This window comes from Gordonia sp. CPCC 205333, from assembly GCF_048537885.1.
Taxonomy (GTDB): Bacteria; Actinomycetota; Actinomycetes; order Mycobacteriales; family Mycobacteriaceae; genus Gordonia.
Genome location: NZ_JBCLVI010000005.1, coordinates 168,052 through 187,835, shown reverse-complemented (window position 1 = coordinate 187,835; position 19,784 = coordinate 168,052). Strand labels below are relative to the sequence as shown.

The window sequence follows — 19,784 nt, the reverse complement described above, 5'->3', positions numbered from 1 at the left end:
TCGCGGTGGCCGCAGCGTGACATGCGTGTGTCTCGGGTAGGGTCAGTTCGTGGCTTCCTTACCCCTGTCCGCTGATGATTTGCCCGGCGAGGTCGAGGTGTTGACCGTAGACGAAGTTGCGCGGCGCCTACGGGTTTCGGCCGGACGCGTACGCACGCTGATCCGCGATCACCATCTGCTCGCGCTCTCTCGCAACGGCGAGCCGGGTGTTCCCGCCCTGTTCTTCGACGAGGACGGCATAGCGAAACACTTCGATGGCATCGTCGCAGTGCTGCTTGACGGTGGCTTCGACCGTGACGAAGCGCTGCGATGGTTGTTCACCGTGCAGGACGATCTTGGGATCCATCCGGCGCAGGCGCTGCATTCTCATTCCGCACGTGAAGTGATCCGGCGGGCGCAGGCCGAAGCGATGTAGTGTCCTGACTTGTTGTGGCTCTTCATGTTTGGAGCCGGACAGTTGCAATGCGGATGTCGGTTCAGATTCTGCCCGGGCGCGCCGCGAGCGTCGTCCGACGCTGTCAGATCACTCGACCCCAGCCGCTCTGATCGACTCATAATCCACCTCCCCGCACCGCTCGCCGATTTGTTCCCAACCTATCGCGGGCGTATGGCAACGCCCGTCGTGCGCTGATCTCTCGCCGCAAGCAGGATGATGAGGCCCACCGAGGTGAGGCCAGCGGCGACCCACACCGGAGCCAGGACACCCGGACCGACCGTGAGAGCGAGGGCTCCGAGGACGGGGCCAGCGGCAGCGCCCATATTCAGCGCTGCGGTCGCGTAGGAACCGGCCATCGTCGGTGCCGTCGAGGCCGCGTACAGGATTCGCGTGATCAGGGTGCTACCAACGCAGAAGGACAGCATTCCTTGAATAAAGATGAGGACGAGTAGGAATCCAGGAAGTGGCGCTAGCGCCGCCAGCGCAATCCAGCCGATCAGCAGCAGCGGACCTCCGATAGTGAGTGCCAGACCTGGCCATCGATCCGACAGTCGTCCGGCAACGGTGACGCCGGCGAACGAACCTATCCCGAACATCACCAGCGCTACCGAGATCCAACTATCGGCAAGCCTCGCGGTTTCAGTCACAACCGGTGCCAAGTACGTGAACGCGGCGAAAGTGCCGCCGTTGATTAATGCTCCAAGCGCCATCGCGAGGATGAGTCGAGTCGAGCGAAGCTCCGAGAGTTCGGCTTTCAGGTCTGTTGCCCCGATTACAGAGGCGGGTTGCCGCTTGTCCATCCCGCAGAGAATTCCAACCGCAGCGGGGACGCAGAGCAATGCGACTGCCCAGAACGGCGCGCGCCATCCGAATGCTGTGCCGAGCAATGCCCCAGCGGGAACTCCGGCGACCGTCGCGATTGTTGTGCCCGACAGGAGGATTGCGAGTGCCCGTCCCTTCCTGTCCGCTGGCACAAGTGTGGTGGCCGTAGTAAGCGCTACGGCAAGGAACCCGGCATTGGCGAGAGCACCGACTACACGTGTGGCCAGCAGAATCGAGAACATCGGGGTAATCGCGCCGGCCACGTGGCACCCTGCGAACAGGACGAGGCAGGCAAGGAGCGTGACCCGTGGTGGCCACCGGCGAGCGAAGGCCGCCATTGTCGGTGCGCCGACGACCATGCCGATCGCGAACGCCGAAGTCAAAAGACCTGCGGTGCCGACGGCGACATCAAGATCGGAGGCAATAGCGGGGATCAATCCCGCGAGCATGAATTCTGAGGTGCCTAAGGCGAAGGCCGCCAAGGCAAGCAAATAGAGCGCGAAAGGCATTGAGTACTCCGAGGTGAGAGGCTAAGAAATGGTTCTTCTCGTCACCACGGCCAGACGGCCTAATTTCCGCAATCGATTATGTGACCCGCGCGGAATCGCGGGGAGTGATTAGCGGTTCAGGGGGCTGGCGGTGTGACCGGCAACCCCGGACCTATCTGACTCAGGACTCGACATGGTGGTGATGTTACATGCGGCCCATCCCATACGCAGTTCGGTGGCGGCAGAAGTCGATGAACAGAATTGATTGAAGGAGTGACGATATCTCTCGGCTGCAACTGCCAAGTCGCCTATCGGCGCAGCATCGCGCTCGCCGCATGTCCGAGCCGTCGACGTCGGGTGACTATTGCTCGGGACGCCATCACGTCAAACTCGGGCGCCTCGATAACGGTCAGGATATCTGCGTATGAACGAGCAGCTGCCGCAATCGCAGGCCGAATCCGCTTGGGCAGCAACGATATACCTGGAATTGCCTGTCGATACATATCCCGGTTGACTGCGATGAGATGTGCTAGTGCGCGCCGTAGTTGCGGGCTGGTCGAATGAACCTGTCGACAAGCGCGTAGGTGGTCGACGTCGACGCCGAAGGCGTGCAACTCGTCGGTCGGTAGATAAACGCGGTTCCGGTCGAGATCTTCGCCGACGTCGCGCAAGAAATTGGTTAGCTGAAATGCCTCGCCGAGCATCGCAGCCGCGATCGAGGTTGGCGAGTCGGGCTCGGGGACTCCCAGCAACGGCAGCAGCTGCAATCCGATCACCGATGCCGAACCGTAAGTGTATTCCGCCAATTGGTCGAAAGTGCGGTAGCGGTTGATGAATCCATCGGCGCTCGGAACGTCCATCCGCATGGACCGACCGAATGCGATGAAGTATTCGGTGGGAATTGCCCAACGCAGTGCGGTGGCTGCCGTGGCTGCCACGATGTCGGCGTCGACAGTCGATAAGCGTTGTGCCGCAGCAGTTTGGGTGTGTGACGTGTTGCCGAGTGCGGCGTCCATTGCGTGGAGGACCGTATCCAACTTTTCCAGCGTCTCGTGCGGTTCGTCACCGGCATGGTCGACGATATCGTCGACCACTCGGGCATAGCCGTAGAGCGCGCTGACCCCGCGGCGATTCGCTGGCGGTAACAGTTGCGCCGCAAGGTTGTAGGTGCGTCCGTGTGCGGCGATCAATCGTGCCGAATGCAGGTACCCGCGTTCGATCGCCGCCGCGTCTGGGGGCGTCATGGCGTCCGAACAGACTCTGCGCCAGCGCTTTCGGCATCCTGACGAGTCGAACTGCCGTACCACCCCCATCGGGCCGCTCCGCCGAGTCGCAATGGGTCTCGATGTTGTAACGACCAGCCGGCAAGTGCCCCAAGTGCGAAGGCCAAGACAAGTTCAACGGGTTTATAAAGGACGATCGAATCGTCCGGCTGAAAGACGATGAGCCCGACCACCGAGGCTCCGATGATCCAGGCGCGCGCAGTAGTCGGAAGTGTAACCGCGGCGATCAGGCATAGCACCCAGGTGTAATACCAAGGCAGCGTGGATGGTTCGAGTAACAGTACCGCGAACATCGCCCACAGCAACGAGGTCATGGCCGCGCGCTCTCCGATGCGGCCGCGCCACCACATCCAGAGCAGAATTCCAGCGAGCGCCACCGCGCCGATGAGTCGGGTGACGGACAGTACCGGCTGCAGATTGAGCGCGGTAAACGGTGCGGCGACCCAGGTGACGATGTGGCCAACCAATGTCGGCACAGTGAGCCAGTTGATGATTCGGTCGGCCCAGCCGAGTCCGGACAGCCACCCCATGCCGAGGCCGGTAACCGTGGTCCAGAATGCGAATACGGCCACCGGGATAACCGCCGTCGCGGCGAAGGCGCCAGTGACAGTGCGCCAGCCCAAGCGCCACAACGGAATTTGCACGGTGTCGGTTCTGGTAGCGGACCCGGTACGGTCGTCGCGGATATGGGAGAGCCAGATCCACACGACGAACGGGATGGCCACGCCAGCGGTGATCTTGATCGAAACGGCGAGCCCGAGTACTGCCAGTCCCCACAAATGACGACGTTCGACGACGAGAGTCACACCTGCTACGAGCAAGCCCATCATCAGCAACTCCACGTGCGGCCCGCCGACAACGTGGATGAGGATCAGCGGGTTGAGTAGCGCCAGCCACAGTCCCGTCTGCCCGGACGCTCCGAAATGTTTGGCGAGGCGGGGAATTGCCCACAGTGCCAACAACAATCCGGGCAGCAATATCAAGCGGACGGCGAGCACGCCGAGGATCACATGGTCACCGGTGATCCCGACGACGCCGCGCATCAACGCGACGAACGCAGGACCATACGGGGCGGTGGTGGCAGCCCACACCTGCGCCATGCTGTCCAGGAGTGGGCCGGGATAGTGCACTGGACCGTCAGTGTAGGGGTTAAATCCTTCGCGAAATACTGCGGCCTGTGCCAGATAGGCGTAGACGTCGCGGCTATAGATCGGCACGGTCACCATCAGCGGAGCGGCCCAGCCCAAAGCGGCCCAGCGCATCTGACGCACGGTTGGCGCACTGGGTGATTTCTCGCCGCCGGCCAGCAACAGTCGCCCCACGCGCATCCAACAGATCACCAGGGTGGCCACACCGGTCCAGAAGACGATGGCCGACAGGGTTTTTCCGTGGCCATAGGTCAATACATCGAGGAACCATCGCTGGGCTGGCTCACTGTTACGCGGGATATCGGCGATACCGAACGCACCGATCGCGACCAGGACCGAACCCACTACACCACACCACAATTCGCGTGGGGTGCGCATTGGGCCGCTCACCGGGATGCCCCGCCGCGGGTGTCGGTGATTCGGTCGGCGGCCAGTCGTCCGGAGATCAGAACCGGCGGGATGCCGACGCCCGGCGTGGTCGTCGCGCCAGCGATGATCAAGTTGTCGACTCCCGGCCATCTGTTCGGGGTGCGGAACGGGCCGGTCTGGCTAACGGTGTGAGCGGCGCTGAACGGGGTCCCAGCACCATATCCGGCGATCGCCCACGTGTTTGGGTCGTCGATCCGCAGAGTCTCCATCTGACCTATGCCTCGATAGCCGCGACGCTCCAGCACGCCGAGACATTCGTCGACATAGGGCCGTGCCAACGCGGGCCAGTCGAGCGGCGCAGCGTGGAGATTCGGGCATGGCGCGAGGATTGAAACCGACTCGAAGCCATTGCGGTGGAAGGTTTCCGGGTCGCTGATAGCGGGTCGGGTGAGCAACAGCGACGGATCGCTCATCAACTGCCCCCGCCGCCGGCGGCCGGGGGAGATTTGGGTGAAAGTCGACTTCCACGCTGCGCCGAAGTCGATCGTGTGATGATCACCGGGCCAGGACCGGGTGACCGACGTTGGCACAATCCCATGAGCAACTACCGCACTCGGGGAGTAGTGAATCGGGCGGCGCCAGCGCCGCTCCGGCATCGTCGCGGAGGCCAATAGTGATTCGATCACCGGCACGCCGACCGCCGCGATCACAGCATCGGCAGAGAACTCCGTTGCCGTCCCGCCCGGTCCGACTGCTTCGACGGAATCGATCCGGCCAGCAGATTGACGCAACGACGTTGCGCTGGTGCGCAATTCGAGTACTCCACCGGCATCAACGAACGCGTCGGCGAGGACTTGTCCTACTCTGCCCATACCGCCGGCGGGGTAGTAGACGCCCCGGCCGATATCCATCTGCGCGATGATCGCGTAGATGGCTGCGGCGCGTTGCGGCGGCACACCGGCATAGAGAGCCTGGAAGGTGAACACTCGCTGTAAGCGTTCGTCGCTGACGTGGCGGGCGACGGCTCCGGTCAGACCACGAACAGCTCCGATACGCGCCAACTGAGTCACCGGGCCGCGTAATCCCGGGCCGGCGAAGTCGGTGAGTCCGTCGAAGTTGCGATCGACGAATGCGTCAAATTCTATGTCGTAGAGTCGATCGAGCCAGGTGCACAGGCTGGCGACGCCACGTGCCTGTTCCGGGCCGAACCGAGTACCGACTTCGGTGATCAGCGCGGCGCGACCATGTCGGACATTGAGGCTGGCCCCGTCGGCGAACCGCATGGCGTAACTCGGGTCGACGACTCTCAGGGCGAGTCGTCGCGCGGCGTCGTCCGGGGTGACGCCGACCGCGCCGAGGGCATCGACGACCAGCTCCGGCATGGTGAGAATGGTTGCGCCGGTATCGAAGTGGTGCTTCACGCCGCTCGACGCCGATAGCTGTTCGGTGCGCACTAGACCGCCCGCACGGCCGCTGCGTTCGACAACCGTCACCTGGTGCCCGGCCGCGCGCAGGTAGAGTCCGGCGGTCAGCCCCGATAGGCCGGCACCAATGATGACAACTCGATCGGTTGGCCCCGGGATGCGTTGTGTACTCATGCGTTTCGGTACGCGATCGCATTGGCGACAGCGGCGAGGTCGGCACGGGCAGCCGCGCTCGTCGGCAAATTCTCGATCGCGCTCAGTGCGGACCGCAGATGGTCTGCGATACGTCCCTCGATCGCCGCACCGGCGCCGACCTCGCGCAGAATCTCGCGCGCCCGGGCCAACGCGGCGTCGGTGAGGTCGACACCTAACGCCGACCGTAATGCCTGTGCGGCAGCGGGATCGGCTGCTTGTGCGCGCGCGAGACCATCGGCGATCAACACGGTCCGTTTGCCGGCCACAAGGTCATCGCCGGACGGTTTCCCGGTTGCCTTTGGGTCGCCGAAGACGCCAAGGAGATCGTCGCGTAGTTGAAACGCGAGACCCAGGTCATGTCCGATGTGAGCCAGCGCAGAGATCAGCTGTGGCGATGCATTACCAAGTGCCGCACCGAGTTCCAGCGGCCGTGCGACCGTATATGCCGCAGTCTTGAAGCGCATCACCGATAGGGCGGCGTCAACAGACTCGTCCGCGGATACCTCGTTGACTATGTCGAGCAGCTGACCGCCGAGAACTTCGGTACGCATCGCCGACCAGATCGGCGCGATATGCCGGGGTAGGGCGGCAGTAAGGTCGTCGGCCCAGGCGAGGGCCAGGTCGCCGATAAGAATCGCCGCCGACTCACCGAAATGTTCGGCATCACCCACCCAACCGGCATCAAGGTGTTCGGCTCGATAGACCCGATGGACCGTCGGCCGGCCGCGCCGGGTGTCGGACCGGTCGATGATGTCGTCGTGGATCAGGGCGCATGCCTGTACCAATTCCAGCGCCGCGCCGAGCGTCACGACGTCGGAGGTATTGAGGTGTGCCGCGCCGGGGAGTGCGGAGTCCGGAGCATCAGGTCCATCGGATTGGATCGCACATTGCCAGCCGGCCCACGCGAAGGTCGGCCGAACACGTTTGCCGCCATCGAGTACAAAACTGCGCAGATGGTCGACACCTGCGGTTACCACCGGGGAGATGGCTGCGACCGTCGGCGCGACGGTGTCGAAAACTTCACTCAGACGGGCCTTCACCACCGCTGGCACGGCCTCGATCGGGGTCGGAACGGCGGCGTCGGTAGTCACCTGGACAGGCTAGCCAACCGGCCGTGATGTGTGCTGATGGGGTTTGGTGTCATTTCTTGGCAGTAGCGACCGTGTCGGTCTTGGATTCCGTGTCAGAGTCTTTCGCCGAGTCTTTGCGACGTCTGGCCGGTGCGCCCGGTCGCGGGGCGGAGTCGCGACCGCGGAACGCGAAGTATGCGATGAGGCCGACCGTTGCTACGCAGATGATTCCCAGGAACCAGGCCCAGCTGCCGATCGCCGCGGTCGCCGGGTCGGCGTACTGGGCGTCGGCGTTGAGCGTGCTGGACTTGCCGATCGGAAGGTTCCACGAGACGGTCTGCGAGCCGGTCTGTTCGCCGTTGCTGGCGATCACTGGGCCGTTGAAGGTGACGATGAGACGAATTTGATCGCGCTGAGCCACCAGATCCGAGAGGTCGGCAGTGCCGCGCATGCGGACGATGTCACCGCTGCGTTTACCGCTTATCTCCATACTCATATTGGAGTTGTCATAGGCTCCCGCGATGATGTCGGCGAGTTGGCTGAACTGGCCCGAGGTGAGGTCGGAGTAGTACGCGCGCGTCCCGATCCGCAGAGTCTGGTCACCGGACTTGTTGGTTTCCTTGTACTCGGCGACGGTGATGTGGCTTGCCATCGACTGCGGGATGTCCAGGTTTGGTGCACCGCGCGGGTTATCCGGCGATGTGGCGACGATGATCTCGCCGGCGAACCGGTCACCGACGGTTGTCGACCGTGTCATACAGCCCGAGAGCAGGCCGGCCAGCGCCACCAGGGCGAGGAGAGCGGCGACTGGCATGACTGTGTTGCGGGAAACTCTGTGGGGCACGGTGACTATCGTGCCAGATCAGTACGGCCGATCAGGTCAATGCCCGCGCAGCCGGTGTCGTGTGCCGCGAACCCGCGCGAGTACCGCATGTGCTGCGATTCGGCCGCTGGCCCCGGTGACACCGCCGCCGGGATGCGTTGACGCGCCTGCAAGAAACAGGCCATCGACGCCGGGCACGCGATGTCCGGCCAGATCAGGATGTGGTCGCCACATGAACATCTGGTCGATGCTCATCTCCACATGCATGATGTTCCCTGCCGGCATTGCCAATTCGGACTCCAGGTCGGCCGGGGTTTGAACGTAGCGATGCTCGACAGAATCCGCGATACCCGGTGCGTGCCGGTCGAATTCGGCCAAGATCGCGTCAGCAGCGGTGTCGGCGAGCGTCTGCCACGACTGACCAGCCGCCCGCAGATCCTCGGCGAGCCGATAAGGATGCCATTGCGCCCACAGGTTGATCTGATGCCGGTCGGCCGGCGCCAGCGTCGGATCCAGGGCGGAGAAGGACATCGCAACCAAGGCCGGGCGACGTGGCAGTTCCCCGGCGACCGCATCGGCGTGCGCGGCGGTCAGCTGTGCGCGGTCGGTGACGAGCAAGCCGAGGCCACTGTGCACGCCGTGGGAACCAAGGTCGCTGGGCAGGCCGGGGTAGTTGGGGAGCGCGGTGGTGCCCAGCCGGACGGCCATACCGATGCCGTTGCCGATGACGATTTGCCGTCGCCAGCGCGCGACGTCGTGCGGTGCCACGTCATCGAGCAGATCAAGGGTGGCGTTGATGTGACAGGCATTGATCACCCGACGGGCCCGACGTTGGCTTCCGTCGGCGAGGGTGATCTGCCATCCTGTCGGATCTCTCCGTAAAGATGTTGCGGCACAGCCTGATTCAACGACAGCGCCGTCGGAGTCCAGGCGATTGAGCAACGCGGTCGTCAGTGCGCCGCTGCCGCCGACCGCCCGCCCGGGTGGGATCTGGTGCATGAGTGCGGCGAAGCCGATCATCGGTGCGGTGCCGGGAGCGGTCATCGGCGGGCCCGATTGAGCGCCGAACCAGGACAGGGCGGCTTTGAGCCTCGGTGAGTCGAACCAGCGGTCGAGCAGCGCGTCACCGGAGAGCATCATGTCCTGAGCCATCGAACTCATCGCGCCGGTGCGAGCCCCGATGATTCCCCGGCGTGCGGTGGTTGCGGTGCGGTATAGGCCACCGAAGGCGCGGCCGAAGCGATCGACGGTGGCCGGGGTGATGAAGGCGCGCATTACCGCCTGGGCGCGGGGAGTCCAGACGCGGATGAACTCGCGATAGGCCGCCGCGTCGTCGGGACCACAGACTCGTTCGATCATCGCGCAGGTTCGATCGAGATCGGTGAAGAACACTAACGCGTCGCCGCCGGCGGGATCAGGTGCGAATGCCCACGGATCGCAGTCGAGATAGCGCAGTCCGAAACGAGACAGTTCCAGCTCGTCAAGGATCGGCGTGTGTCGGATCATCAAGTGAGCCGACGATCCGCGGTCGACGCGGTAGCCGGGGAAACGCTCGACCGTCGACACCGCGCCCCCGAGGACAGTGTCGCGTTCGATGACACGTACCCGTAGTTGGGCTTGGGCGAGGTAGGCGGCGGCGACCAGACCGTTATGACCCCCGCCGATTACGACGACGTCATCGATATCCGCGGTGCTCATGGCCGGGTACGTCCGTTCGGATTCGGTCCGACGCCAGGCGGCGCGGCAACGGGCAGTGGGAGCGGCCGTCCGAGAAACGCGAACGGTCGCGGGTCGCCGGCGAAGGTGAAATGGCGCAGTACGTCGGTGAAGCCCAGTCGTCGATAGAGCGACCAGGCTCGATTCTCCTCGCCGGCCACCTCGGGGGTCGACAATAGGACGCGGCTCTCGGTGCAATCGGCGACAAGTTTGGTGAGCAGCCACTGTCCGAGGCCGAAACCTTGTGCAGATGGGTGGACATGGAGCTCGGTAAGTTCGAAATAGTCATTGGCAATGTCGTTTACGGCGACCGGTGAGAGCCCCGTGCGGCGGAGCCCGGCGCGAAGTTGCTGATTCCACCACTGATCCGGTGCGCCACGGTAGCCGTATGCGATGCCGACGAGCACTTCGTCATCGGTGATGGCCAGCGGGGCGCGTAGTCGCCGCCGCGCGAGCGATGCGGTGCCGCTGCGGTTCAACCGCCCTGCGAATGAGCCGCGGCTCTCCGGCGGCAAGTCGCTGACCTGTGCGATCGCGCCGAAAGCCCGCCACCCGGGTCGGGCGATGTGTTCACGCCACAGCGGAGCTCGATGTGCCTCCGTGCCGCGGGGGTAGCCCATCGCGGTGACATAGATGTTGAGGGCTGGATCGAGCCAGAGGTAGGCGTCCTGCCCGGTCAGGCGAACCACACGCACGGTCATCTGCGGCCCGCTGTCGCGGAGCGCGATATGGCCGCTTGTGGCCTTGAACGTTGACGGTGCACAAGCTATATTGAATATGTCGAACGAGTGTTCGAGTACTCAGCCTCCGCAAGCTGCGTCAGACGACTCGTAAGACCCATACAACGTCCCGGTGGCGAGTGACGAGGGAAGCGTTCTTGTCACTGGGTCGTTGTACAAAGTGAAGACGCCGTTCGAGTAGAAGGTTCAAGTAGAAGGGAAGCCAAGCCGTGAAACGCACCGCAGCCGATGTGATAGTTGATCCGATCGTCGTTCGCCGCTCCCGCGATCTACTCGAGCGAGGCGACAACCTACTCGCCAACGCCGACGGCGTTGCTGATTCCGCTGAGCGTTTCCGCCAGTACTACTTAGCCGCGCTGCGTGGTGCGGGGAGCATCTTGGCAGTGCTTGAACCGTCGGCTCCGACGGCGCGGCGGCGAGGTAGCCGAAGCGCGTGGGCTCGCCTTTCTGTTGCCGTACCCGAATGGGATGCGGCCGCCGGATACCTCGCGTCGGTATCCGATGTTCGAATGAAGATTGAGTCCGGTCAGGTTCGCACCGTTGATACGGCGCTAGCCGCCACACTGCGCCGTTATGTGGTCGCCCTCCTTGACGACGCCGATGCAATAGTTGTCGCCTATGAGCAAGGGAAGTTGGCCAATGGTGGTCGCCCGGAGCTTCACCTCGTATCATGAGAAGCGGGACACGCGCGCCCTGCGTGTCCGATGATGTTCCGCCGGTTGCGGTTCATCGGTCCAACACGCGGTTGAAGGAGGGTCGGTGCCACTCTCGGAGCACGAGCAGCGGATGCTCGAACAGATCGAAAGTGCTCTGTACGCCGAAGACCCCAAGTTTGCGTCGAGCGTCAAGCGTCGTCGCATTGGTCCCGGCGGTGGGCGGCGGCGCCTTCAGGCCGCTGCGATATTCGTTGTAGGCCTGGTGCTATTGGTCGGCGGCATCGCTGTCGACGTCAAGCTTGTTGGTTTTCCGATCATCAGCCTGATCGGCTTCCTCGTCATGTTCGGCGCATGCCTGATGGCGCTGTGGGGCGGTGGCAGTTCGGCTAACGCGTCTGGCGGGCCGTCGAAAGGGGCCGGAGCCGGTTCGCGAAATTCCGGCGGATCACGTCGCAAACTATCTGAGCGGATGGAAGAGCGTTTCAATCGTCGGTTCGACCAAGAGCAATGAGGTGATGCGGGCCTGACCCGTATCGCCGTCTGAGATTAAGCCGCACATCAACGATGTGCGGCTTTTTTGTGCTCCCGAAAAGGGGGCGCGTCTGCGATCAGGAAGACCGGTCGCGGGCATTGCCCCCTCAATCCCCACTTTCCACCACTATTCGCCAGTCGTGAGCCTCGACCTGCATCAAAAGTCCCAATTCATCACTTTAGTCACTGCGGTCACGGCTCATTAACACGAGTCTCGGATATTTCCCCACCACTTTTATAGCTGTTGAACTGGAACTTTATGATCGCGGGACACGCCGGTGGGGGATGAGGGGTGGAAAGTGGTGGAAAGTGGGGTACTGTGGCAGCACTGGGTGAGGGACGCGGCAACCGGAACCGCGCACCTAGCCCACAGGGCAGGAGGTGATCGACATGTCTATGCGATTTGTCGGCACCTACACGCCCAAATTGGACGACAAGGGGCGACTCACGTTGCCCGCGAAATTTCGGGATGCATTGGCAGGAGGCGTGATGGTTACCAGAAACCAGGACCGCAGCCTGGCGGTGTATCAGCTCGACGAGTTCGATGCCATCGCCGAGAAGACGATGGCGGCCTCGCGCAACGATCCCGATGCGCGTGCCTACCAGCGGTACTTCTTCGCCGGCACCGACGAACAGCGTCCGGATGGGCAGGGCCGAATCACCCTGTCCGCGGATCACCGTCGGTACGCCGGGCTCTCGAAAGAGTGCGTGGTCATCGGCAGCTTTAGCCACTTGGAAATCTGGGATGCGCAGGCATGGCGCGCATACCAGGACGAGCACGAGGACGACTTCTCCGCGGCTGGTTCGGCCGCGTTGGATTCGGTGCTCTAGAGCAGATGTGACCCGATGGCCCCAGCGGGTGAGCTGAGGCCCCGGCCCGAACCGACCCTGACGTACTTCCCCAACGCCAGGTGCGGATCGGACCGGGACCTGAGTCCCACCCGACGATCGTCGCCACACACATCCGCCGTGCCCTTGCGCTTTCAATCAGTTCGATATCGGCTTTCGACCTTGGTGAGGGGGTAGACGCGATGCCAGACCACGACGACTCCCAACTGTCCGAGCCTCGACGCTCCGGCGAGTTCGGACATGTGCCGGTGATGGCCCAACGGATCGTAGAACTGCTCACCCCCGCGCTCACCCGGACAAGTCCCGATGGCTCCGATGCCGTTGTCGTCGACGCCACCCTCGGCGCGGGCGGACACAGTGAACTCCTGCTCAATACGTTCCCGGCAGTGCGAGTCATCGGTATCGACCGGGATGACAATGCGATTGCCATTGCCCGACAACGGCTTTCGGGATTCGGCGATCGAATCGGATTTCACCGCGCGCGGTATGACGAATTGCCCGGCATACTCGCCAGCGCGGGAGCCCCCGGCGCGCGGATTGACGCGGCGTTATTCGATCTGGGTGTGTCGTCCATGCAACTGGACCAGGCCGATCGTGGTTTCGCGTACTCGGTCGACGCACCGTTGGATATGCGAATGAATTCGCAGGACGAGCTGACCGCGGCAGAGATTCTGAACACATACGGTCACGGCGAGCTGGCCAGGGTGTTGAGCGACTACGGCGACGAGCGCTTCGCCGGAAAGATCGCGTCGGCGGTATTGCGCGCCCGCGACATCGAACCATTCACCACGAGTGGACGCTTAGTGGAACTGCTCTACGCTTCCATTCCTGCGGCCACGCGGCGGACCGGCGGACATCCCGCCAAGCGCACCTTTCAGGCGCTGCGGATCGAGGTGAACCACGAACTCGACTCATTGCGGCACGCCCTGCCCGCGTCCCTCGCCGGACTGCGGGTCGGTGGCCGGGTCGTGGTGATGAGCTATCAGTCACTCGAAGACAAAATCGTGAAAAAGGAATTCGCACAGCGTGTTACCTCGCGAACCCCACCTGGACTGCCGGTTGAGTTGCCGGGTGCCGCGGCCAGGTTCTCGCTGATCACCCGCGGCGCTGAACGGCCCGACGACGCCGAATTGGAACGTAACCCGCGCTCGGCGCCGGTACGCGTGCGCGCTATCGAACGAATCGCTGAGGAGGCACCGCTATGACGTTGCTCGACACCCGTACCCGCGGGCAGGCGCGTGCCGCTGATACCTCGCGGCCAACGCGGTCGAAGGCCGCGCAGAAGGCGATGGATCGTAGAGCCAAGCGAGCCGGGCAGTCGGGCTCAGATGTATCGCAGTCCTGGGCGCGACGTCGCAAGTCCGACGATGCCGCACCGGCACCGTCCCCGGCCGTCCCTCGACCGACCCTGCGGGAACGCGTCGCGGCCGTGCCATTTGTCGTACCGGTGGTAGCGCTCATCCTCGCCGGTATGGTCCTGACGCTGTGGCTATCCACCAGGTCGGCGCAGGATTCCTACGAATTGAGTATCGCTCGCGCGGAAAACCAGTCGTTGACCGACCAGCGTGACGCGCTAAAGAAGACTTTCGAATCCGCCGATGCCGCGCCGGATCTGTCCGACAAGGCCGCGAAACTGGGGATGGTGCCCGCGCGCAATCCTGCTCGAATGGTGGTGGGCGCGAACGGAAAACCGCGCATCTATGGCACCCCGGAGGCTGTCTCGGGACATGCGCCGAAGTCGATCAACCCGAAGCAGAACGACGATCCGACAGCCAAGATCGACGTATCCAAGGTTGACGATTCGCGTGGACTGCCCGGCAGCAGTGGCACGCCGACGACCACCTCGGCACCTAGCTCGTCAACTCCGGCGCCCGGCTCGACGACCGGGCCGACGGCTCCCGCGCCGACGGCAACCGCACCCGCTCCCGCCGGCGACGGACCGACGTCGAATGTCTTGCCCGGCGGCACGCCGACCGCTCCAAATTCCGGCCGCAACCGGTAGCGCAAGGGACAATCAAACATCATGACGCGTGCCAGCTTGTTCCCGCCGCGCCCGGATCGGACGGGTCGGGCGAAACGCCCGTCAGCAGTGCGTTCGCCGCGTGGCGGTGCGAAAGATGGCGGCGGACGCCCTCCCCGGCATCCAGAGAAGTTCGTCTTCCGTGGCCGAATGGCCGGGGTGCTGGTGATTCTCGCGGTGCTGATAGTCGCGGCCAAGATGATCTTTGTCCACGCGATCGATGCGCAGTCATTGTCAGAGCAGGCAGCCGAACAGCGCGAATACACCCAGGTCTTGACGGCTAAACGTGGCGCGATCGTGGACCGCAATGGCCGTCCGCTGGCCTATACCGATGAGGCGCGGGCACTGACATTCCTTCCGCAAGCAGTTCGTAAGTCGATCGATGAGGCGCACCAGAAGGACCCGTCGCTTCCCGATGTCAAAACCCGGCTCGACCAGATCGCCAAAGGGGTCTCGAGTGCGCTGGGCGGTTCGATCAGTGCGAGCGATCTGCTGGCCAAGCTGACCGGCAACGACAAATTCATCTACCTCGCCCGATCGGTCAGCACCGACGTCGCGAAGAAGATTGTCGCGGACTACCCCGAGGTCGGCGCCGACCCGCAGAATATTCGCCTCTATCCCGGTGGGTCATTGGCCGCGAACGTAGTCGGCGACGTCAACTACGACGGCAACGGTCTGATTGGTCTCGAATCGTCGATGGATTCGGTTCTCGCCGGTACCAGCGGTTCGACCACCTACGACCGTGGTTCGGACGGTGCCATCATTCCGGGCAGTACCCGTAACGTTCACCCGGCGATCAACGGCGCCACCGTGCAATTGACTCTCGACTCTGACATTCAGTGGTTTGTGCAGAGTCAGGTCGCCGCGGCCAAGGCGGCGTCGGGAGCGAAGAGTGTGTCCGCGGTGGTACTCGATTCGCATACCGGCGAAGTATTGGCGATGGCGAATGACGGTACTTTCAACGCCGCAAAACCACTGTCCGAGCAGAAGGGTGTTGAGCTCGGCAATCCGTCGGTGACCTCACCCTTCGAGCCGGGTTCGGTGAATAAGGTGATCGCAGCCGCTGGTGCCATCGAATACGGTGTCACCACTCCCAATTCGGTACTACTGGTACCTGGCTCCATCAATATGGGCGGCGTGACTGTCCGCGATGCCTGGGTACACGGGCCGGAACACTTCACCAGCACCGGCATCTTCGGCAAGTCGTCGAATGTCGGAACCCTGATGCTTGCCAAGAAGATTGGCGACAAGCGGTACGCGGATCTACTGGCGCGTTTCGGACTCGGTGAGCGAACCGGCGTCGAGTTGCCCGCCGAATCATCAGGTGACGTACCGGCCTTGAGTCAGTGGTCGGGTTCGACTTTCGCGAACTTGCCGATCGGCCAGGGCTTGTTGATGACATTGCTGCAGATGACCGGCATCTACCAGACCATCGCCAACAACGGCGTGCGGGTGCCACCGCGAATCTTCAAGTCGGAGAAGCGAAGTGGCCACGATGCCAGCACGCCCGCGCCTCCGACACCGGTTCGGGTGGTCAGCGACCAAACCGCCAAGACGGTCCGCGACATGTTCCGTGCGGTAATCCAGAACGATCCCACCGGAGTGCAGCAGGGCACCGGCTCCAAGGCTGCGGTACCCGGCTACCAGATCTCAGGCAAGACCGGCACCGCGCAGCAGGTTGATCCGGTAACCGGCCGGTATTCGAATTCGAGTTACAACATCACCTTCGCGGGTATCGCGCCCGCGGATAATCCGCGATACGTGGTCGGCATCATGATGGACAATCCGCCACGCAGTTCTGACGGCTCGGGCGGGCAGTCCGCCGCGCCGCTGTTCGGGACGATTGCTTCGTGGCTGCTGCAGCGTGATCGGGTGCCGCTGTCGCCGACGCAGACACCCAAGCTGACACTGACCACCGATTGACCCCCGAGCCGATGCGCCGCCGGTGATGGTGGGCGTCGGCCAGGTGAGCGGTATGTTGTTGGGCGGTGCAGCCCCGCAAGCGAGATAGTTAAGGAGGCGATGGCACGTGTCGCAGTCGCAACAGTCCGGGCCAATTCGCCCCCAGCGCGTCGCGCCGACCTCGATTGGCAACCTGGCATCAACGATCGACGCGCAGGTCGTCGGATCGGCGCAGGTTGCGGTCACTGGAGTGAGTCTGCGGGCGCAGTCGATCACTCCGGGCGATCTATTCGCGGCCCTGCCGGGCAATCGCGTACACGGCGCGCGGTTCGTTGCTGATGCGGTGAATGCGGGTGCGTCGGCGATCTTCACCGATCCGGTCGGCCGCGAGCTTATCGCCGCGGAGCTGCCCGATGCCGATGTTGCCATCCTCGTGCATCCGGAACCGCGCTCGGTTCTGGGCCGGGTGAGTTCGTCGATCTATGGAGATCCGAGCCGGTCGCTGACCCTCATCGGAATTACCGGCACTTCGGGTAAGACAACCACGGCCTTCATGGTCGAGTCGATCCTGCTCGCCGACGGTCGCTCGGTCGGCCTACTCGGTACTGTGCAGACCCGCATCAACGGTGTGGCACAACCGAGTTCCCTGACGACCCCGGAAGCGCCAGATCTGCAAGCACTGTTCGCGGCGATGGTCGAGCAGGGAGTGGACACCGTGGTGATGGAAGTGTCGAGTCACGCGCTTTCCCTCGGTCGCGTCGCCGGGTCCAGATTCGACGTCGGAGCCTTCACGAACCTGTCTCAGGATCATCTCGACTTCCATCCGACGATGGCAGACTATTTCGAGGCGAAAGCGATTCTCTTCAAAGAAGATTCGGACTTGCGCGCCGAACGCAGCGTAGTGTGCGTCGACGACGAGTGGGGACGGCAGATGGCGCGGATCGCCCCCTCGCCGGTGACCGTGTCAACCGGATCCACATCGGCACAGTGGACCGCCGGTGAGTCGTCCATCGCCGTCGACGGCACTCAGTGTGTGCGTGTCTCGGGCCCCGACGCCGCCGAGTTGAATCTCACCCTGCCGCTGCCAGGTCGGTTCAATATCGCCAATGCTCTTGTGGCAGTTGCGATTACCAGAACAGTCGGCGTGGAATTCGCAGCCATCTCGGCCGGCTTGGCTGCGGTGTCGGTTCCCGGTCGACTCCAGCGGATCAACGACGGGCAGCAGTTCCTGGCCGTCGTGGACTATGCGCACAAACCGGCGGCGGTGGAAGCCGTCATTGCGACCTTGCGGGAACAGACCGCGGGCCGGATCGGCGTGGTCATCGGTGCAGGCGGCGACCGCGATACCGGCAAACGCGCTCACATGGGGGCAGCAGCGGCGCGTGGCGCCGAGTTCGTGGTGATCACCGACGACAATCCGCGCACCGAGGAACCGGCCGCGATCCGCGCCGAGGTGTATGCGGGTGCCGCTGCCATCGAGGCGAAGGACCGACCGTCCACGTCCGAGCCGATCCGCGACATCGGTGACCGGGCCGCTGCCATCGCGGCGGTCGTCGAGTGGGCCTCACCAGGCGACGTTGTGTTGATCGCGGGTAAGGGGCATGAGGCCGGCCAGGAGATCAACGGCGTCAAACACCCCTTCGACGATCGAGTCGTGCTGGCGGCCGCGTTGCGGGCAAAGGTCGCAGGTGTGCACGACGCGACCGCGACGGTCGCCGACGCCAGCGCACTCATTCGACGTCTGGTGGCGCAGGCCGCCGATTCCGGCGTCGGCAGTGCCCATCGTGACCGCGGCGCGCGCACCTGGCTGATTCTGGGCGAATTGGAGCCTGACGAAGGTGCGGATGAACAGCAAACCGTCGTCGATCACGACCGGCTCGGCCGGCTCGCGGTTCGACTGGCCGTCGACAAGATTCTCGCGGTCGGTTCGTCTCGCGCCGTCCGTGCATTGCACCAGGGCGCGGTCATGGAAGGATCATGGGGTGCCGAGGCCGTGCTGGCCCAGACCCCCTTCCAAGCTCGTGAGCTGCTACGTTCAGACCCCGACTGGCAGCCGGCCGAGGGTGACATGGTCGCGGTGGCCGGTCCGGCCGACGTTCGCGCACTGACCGAGGAGTTGTCCGTTGCGGGGCTGGTGGTCTTGACCGGCTGAGAACAAGGTTTGATAGAAGGCTGAGAAACACCTACGAACCAACTGTCGGAACAAACGGTAAGGGACCTACTTGTGTGGCAGATCCTGATTGCGGGAGCCATCTCGCTGGCGGTCGCGATTCTGTTGACCCCGATTCTGATCAAGGTATTTTCGCGACAGGGCTTCGGCCAGGAGATCCGCGTCGAGGGGCCGCAGAGTCATCAGACTAAACGCGGTACCCCGTCGATGGGCGGCGTTGCGATCATCACCGCACTGGTGGCCGGTTACTTCGGTGCACATCTCGTCGGCTTCATCGCCAACGGTTCGGGGCCGCGGGCGTCGGGTCTGTTGGTATTGGGTCTTGCCGTCGCGCTGGGGATCGTGGGATTTCTCGACGACTTCATCAAGATCCGTAAGCATCGAAACCTCGGTTTGAACAAGACCGCCAAGTCGGTCGGTCAGTTCATCGCCGCAATCCTGTTCGGCATCTTGGTGATTCAGTTCCGCAATGGTGCCGGAGATGAGCCGGCGAGCACCAACCTGTCCTATGTCCGCGACATCGTGGCGATCTCGATGGGGTCGGTCGTTTTCGTCATCTTCTGCTGGCTGGTCGTTGCGGCCTGGTCGAACGCGGTGAATTTCACCGACGGACTCGACGGCCTCGCGGCCGGGTCGATGGCAATGGTCCTCGGTTCGTATGTGCTGGTTGCGTTGTGGCAGAACGAAAATGCCTGCGTCAACCCCGGCTCGGTCGGCAATGCCGGGTGCTATCACGTACGTGATCCGCAAGACCTCGCGCTGCTCGCGGTCGCCGGTGGCGGCGCCTGCCTCGGATTCCTCTGGTGGAACGCCGCACCGGCCAAGATCTTCATGGGCGACACCGGTTCGCTCGCGCTCGGCGGTTTGCTCGCCGGCCTGTCAATCACCACCCGCACCGAATTACTCGCGATCGTGCTCGGTGCGCTGTTCGTCGCCGAGATAGTCTCGGTCGTGATCCAGATCGCCTTCTTCGGGACCACCGGGCGTCGAGTGTTCCGAATGGCGCCATTCCACCATCACTTCGAATTGGGTGGCTGGGCAGAAACCACGGTGATCATCAGATTCTGGTTGCTCACCGCCATCGCATGTGCACTCGGGCTCTCGCTGTTCTACAGCGAATTCGTCACCGCCAGTGGATAACC

General features: G+C 63.5%; 17 protein-coding genes. 9 read left to right on the top strand and 8 right to left on the bottom strand.

The annotated features are described in order from the left end of the window. Nucleotides 1–49: 49 nt before the first annotated feature. On the top strand, nucleotides 50–415 hold the full coding sequence (locus AAFP29_RS18725; protein WP_419218924.1) for an Rv2175c family DNA-binding protein: 366 nt from the start codon (nucleotides 50–52) through the stop codon (nucleotides 413–415). A 179-nt stretch (nucleotides 416–594) separates the two neighbouring features. Here AAFP29_RS18725 and AAFP29_RS18720 read toward each other — a convergent pair whose 3' ends face one another. From AAFP29_RS18720 to AAFP29_RS18685, 8 genes are all read right to left on the bottom strand, one after another. Next, nucleotides 595–1,767 (bottom strand): Cmx/CmrA family chloramphenicol efflux MFS transporter, encoded by a 1,173-nt coding sequence (locus tag AAFP29_RS18720; RefSeq protein ID WP_419218923.1) that lies wholly within the window; start codon nucleotides 1,765–1,767, stop codon nucleotides 595–597. Between the two features lie 287 nt (nucleotides 1,768–2,054). After that, nucleotides 2,055–2,990 (bottom strand): phytoene/squalene synthase family protein, encoded by a 936-nt coding sequence (locus tag AAFP29_RS18715; protein ID WP_419218922.1) that lies wholly within the window; start codon nucleotides 2,988–2,990, stop codon nucleotides 2,055–2,057. Next, complete coding sequence (gene mptB, locus AAFP29_RS18710) at nucleotides 2,987–4,555, bottom strand: polyprenol phosphomannose-dependent alpha 1,6 mannosyltransferase MptB (RefSeq protein ID WP_419218921.1); 1,569 nt, start codon at nucleotides 4,553–4,555, stop codon at nucleotides 2,987–2,989. Before mptB ends, AAFP29_RS18715 begins: the two co-directional genes overlap by 4 nt. An 8-nt stretch (nucleotides 4,556–4,563) precedes the next feature. Continuing rightward, nucleotides 4,564–6,144, bottom strand: coding sequence for a phytoene desaturase family protein (crtI, locus tag AAFP29_RS18705; protein WP_419218920.1), 1,581 nt, complete (start codon nucleotides 6,142–6,144; stop codon nucleotides 4,564–4,566). Beyond that, the gene (locus AAFP29_RS18700) at nucleotides 6,141–7,256 is read right to left on the bottom strand and encodes a polyprenyl synthetase family protein (RefSeq protein ID WP_419218919.1); all 1,116 of its coding nucleotides are present in this window, start codon (nucleotides 7,254–7,256) and stop codon (nucleotides 6,141–6,143) included. Before AAFP29_RS18700 ends, crtI begins: the two co-directional genes overlap by 4 nt. 49 nt (nucleotides 7,257–7,305) lie before the next feature. Next, nucleotides 7,306–8,079, bottom strand: a complete 774-nt coding sequence (locus tag AAFP29_RS18695; protein ID WP_419218918.1) for an LppM family (lipo)protein — start codon at nucleotides 8,077–8,079, stop codon at nucleotides 7,306–7,308. 36 nt (nucleotides 8,080–8,115) lie between these two features. Further along, on the bottom strand, nucleotides 8,116–9,756 hold the full coding sequence (locus AAFP29_RS18690; RefSeq protein ID WP_419218917.1) for a phytoene desaturase family protein: 1,641 nt from the start codon (nucleotides 9,754–9,756) through the stop codon (nucleotides 8,116–8,118). After that, nucleotides 9,753–10,475, bottom strand: coding sequence for a GNAT family N-acetyltransferase (locus AAFP29_RS18685; RefSeq protein WP_419218916.1), 723 nt, complete (start codon nucleotides 10,473–10,475; stop codon nucleotides 9,753–9,755). Before AAFP29_RS18685 ends, AAFP29_RS18690 begins: the two co-directional genes overlap by 4 nt. A 248-nt stretch (nucleotides 10,476–10,723) precedes the next feature. Between AAFP29_RS18685 and AAFP29_RS18680 the strand changes: the two genes are divergently transcribed. From AAFP29_RS18680 to mraY, 8 genes are all read left to right on the top strand, one after another. Then, nucleotides 10,724–11,188 (top strand): SAV_6107 family HEPN domain-containing protein, encoded by a 465-nt coding sequence (locus AAFP29_RS18680; RefSeq protein ID WP_419218915.1) that lies wholly within the window; start codon nucleotides 10,724–10,726, stop codon nucleotides 11,186–11,188. Nucleotides 11,189–11,273: 85 nt separating this feature from the next. Then, nucleotides 11,274–11,681 (top strand): DUF3040 domain-containing protein, encoded by a 408-nt coding sequence (locus AAFP29_RS18675; RefSeq protein WP_419218914.1) that lies wholly within the window; start codon nucleotides 11,274–11,276, stop codon nucleotides 11,679–11,681. 410 nt (nucleotides 11,682–12,091) lie between these two features. Then, entirely contained in the window at nucleotides 12,092–12,532 is a 441-nt protein-coding gene (mraZ, locus tag AAFP29_RS18670; RefSeq protein ID WP_419218913.1) for a division/cell wall cluster transcriptional repressor MraZ, read from the top strand. A 200-nt stretch (nucleotides 12,533–12,732) separates the two neighbouring features. Beyond that, nucleotides 12,733–13,755, top strand: a complete 1,023-nt coding sequence (gene rsmH, locus AAFP29_RS18665) for a 16S rRNA (cytosine(1402)-N(4))-methyltransferase RsmH (protein WP_419218911.1) — start codon at nucleotides 12,733–12,735, stop codon at nucleotides 13,753–13,755. Continuing rightward, a complete protein-coding gene (locus AAFP29_RS18660) occupies nucleotides 13,752–14,552 on the top strand; it encodes a hypothetical protein (RefSeq protein ID WP_419218910.1) in 801 nt (266 codons plus the stop codon). Before rsmH ends, AAFP29_RS18660 begins: the two co-directional genes overlap by 4 nt. 21 nt (nucleotides 14,553–14,573) lie before the next feature. Then, nucleotides 14,574–16,493 (top strand): peptidoglycan D,D-transpeptidase FtsI family protein, encoded by a 1,920-nt coding sequence (locus AAFP29_RS18655; protein WP_419218909.1) that lies wholly within the window; start codon nucleotides 14,574–14,576, stop codon nucleotides 16,491–16,493. 106 nt (nucleotides 16,494–16,599) lie between these two features. Continuing rightward, complete coding sequence (locus tag AAFP29_RS18650) at nucleotides 16,600–18,624, top strand: UDP-N-acetylmuramoyl-L-alanyl-D-glutamate--2,6-diaminopimelate ligase (protein WP_419218908.1); 2,025 nt, start codon at nucleotides 16,600–16,602, stop codon at nucleotides 18,622–18,624. A 72-nt stretch (nucleotides 18,625–18,696) separates the two neighbouring features. Next, nucleotides 18,697–19,782, top strand: coding sequence for a phospho-N-acetylmuramoyl-pentapeptide-transferase (gene mraY / locus AAFP29_RS18645; protein WP_419218907.1), 1,086 nt, complete (start codon nucleotides 18,697–18,699; stop codon nucleotides 19,780–19,782). Nucleotides 19,783–19,784 lie beyond the last annotated feature (2 nt).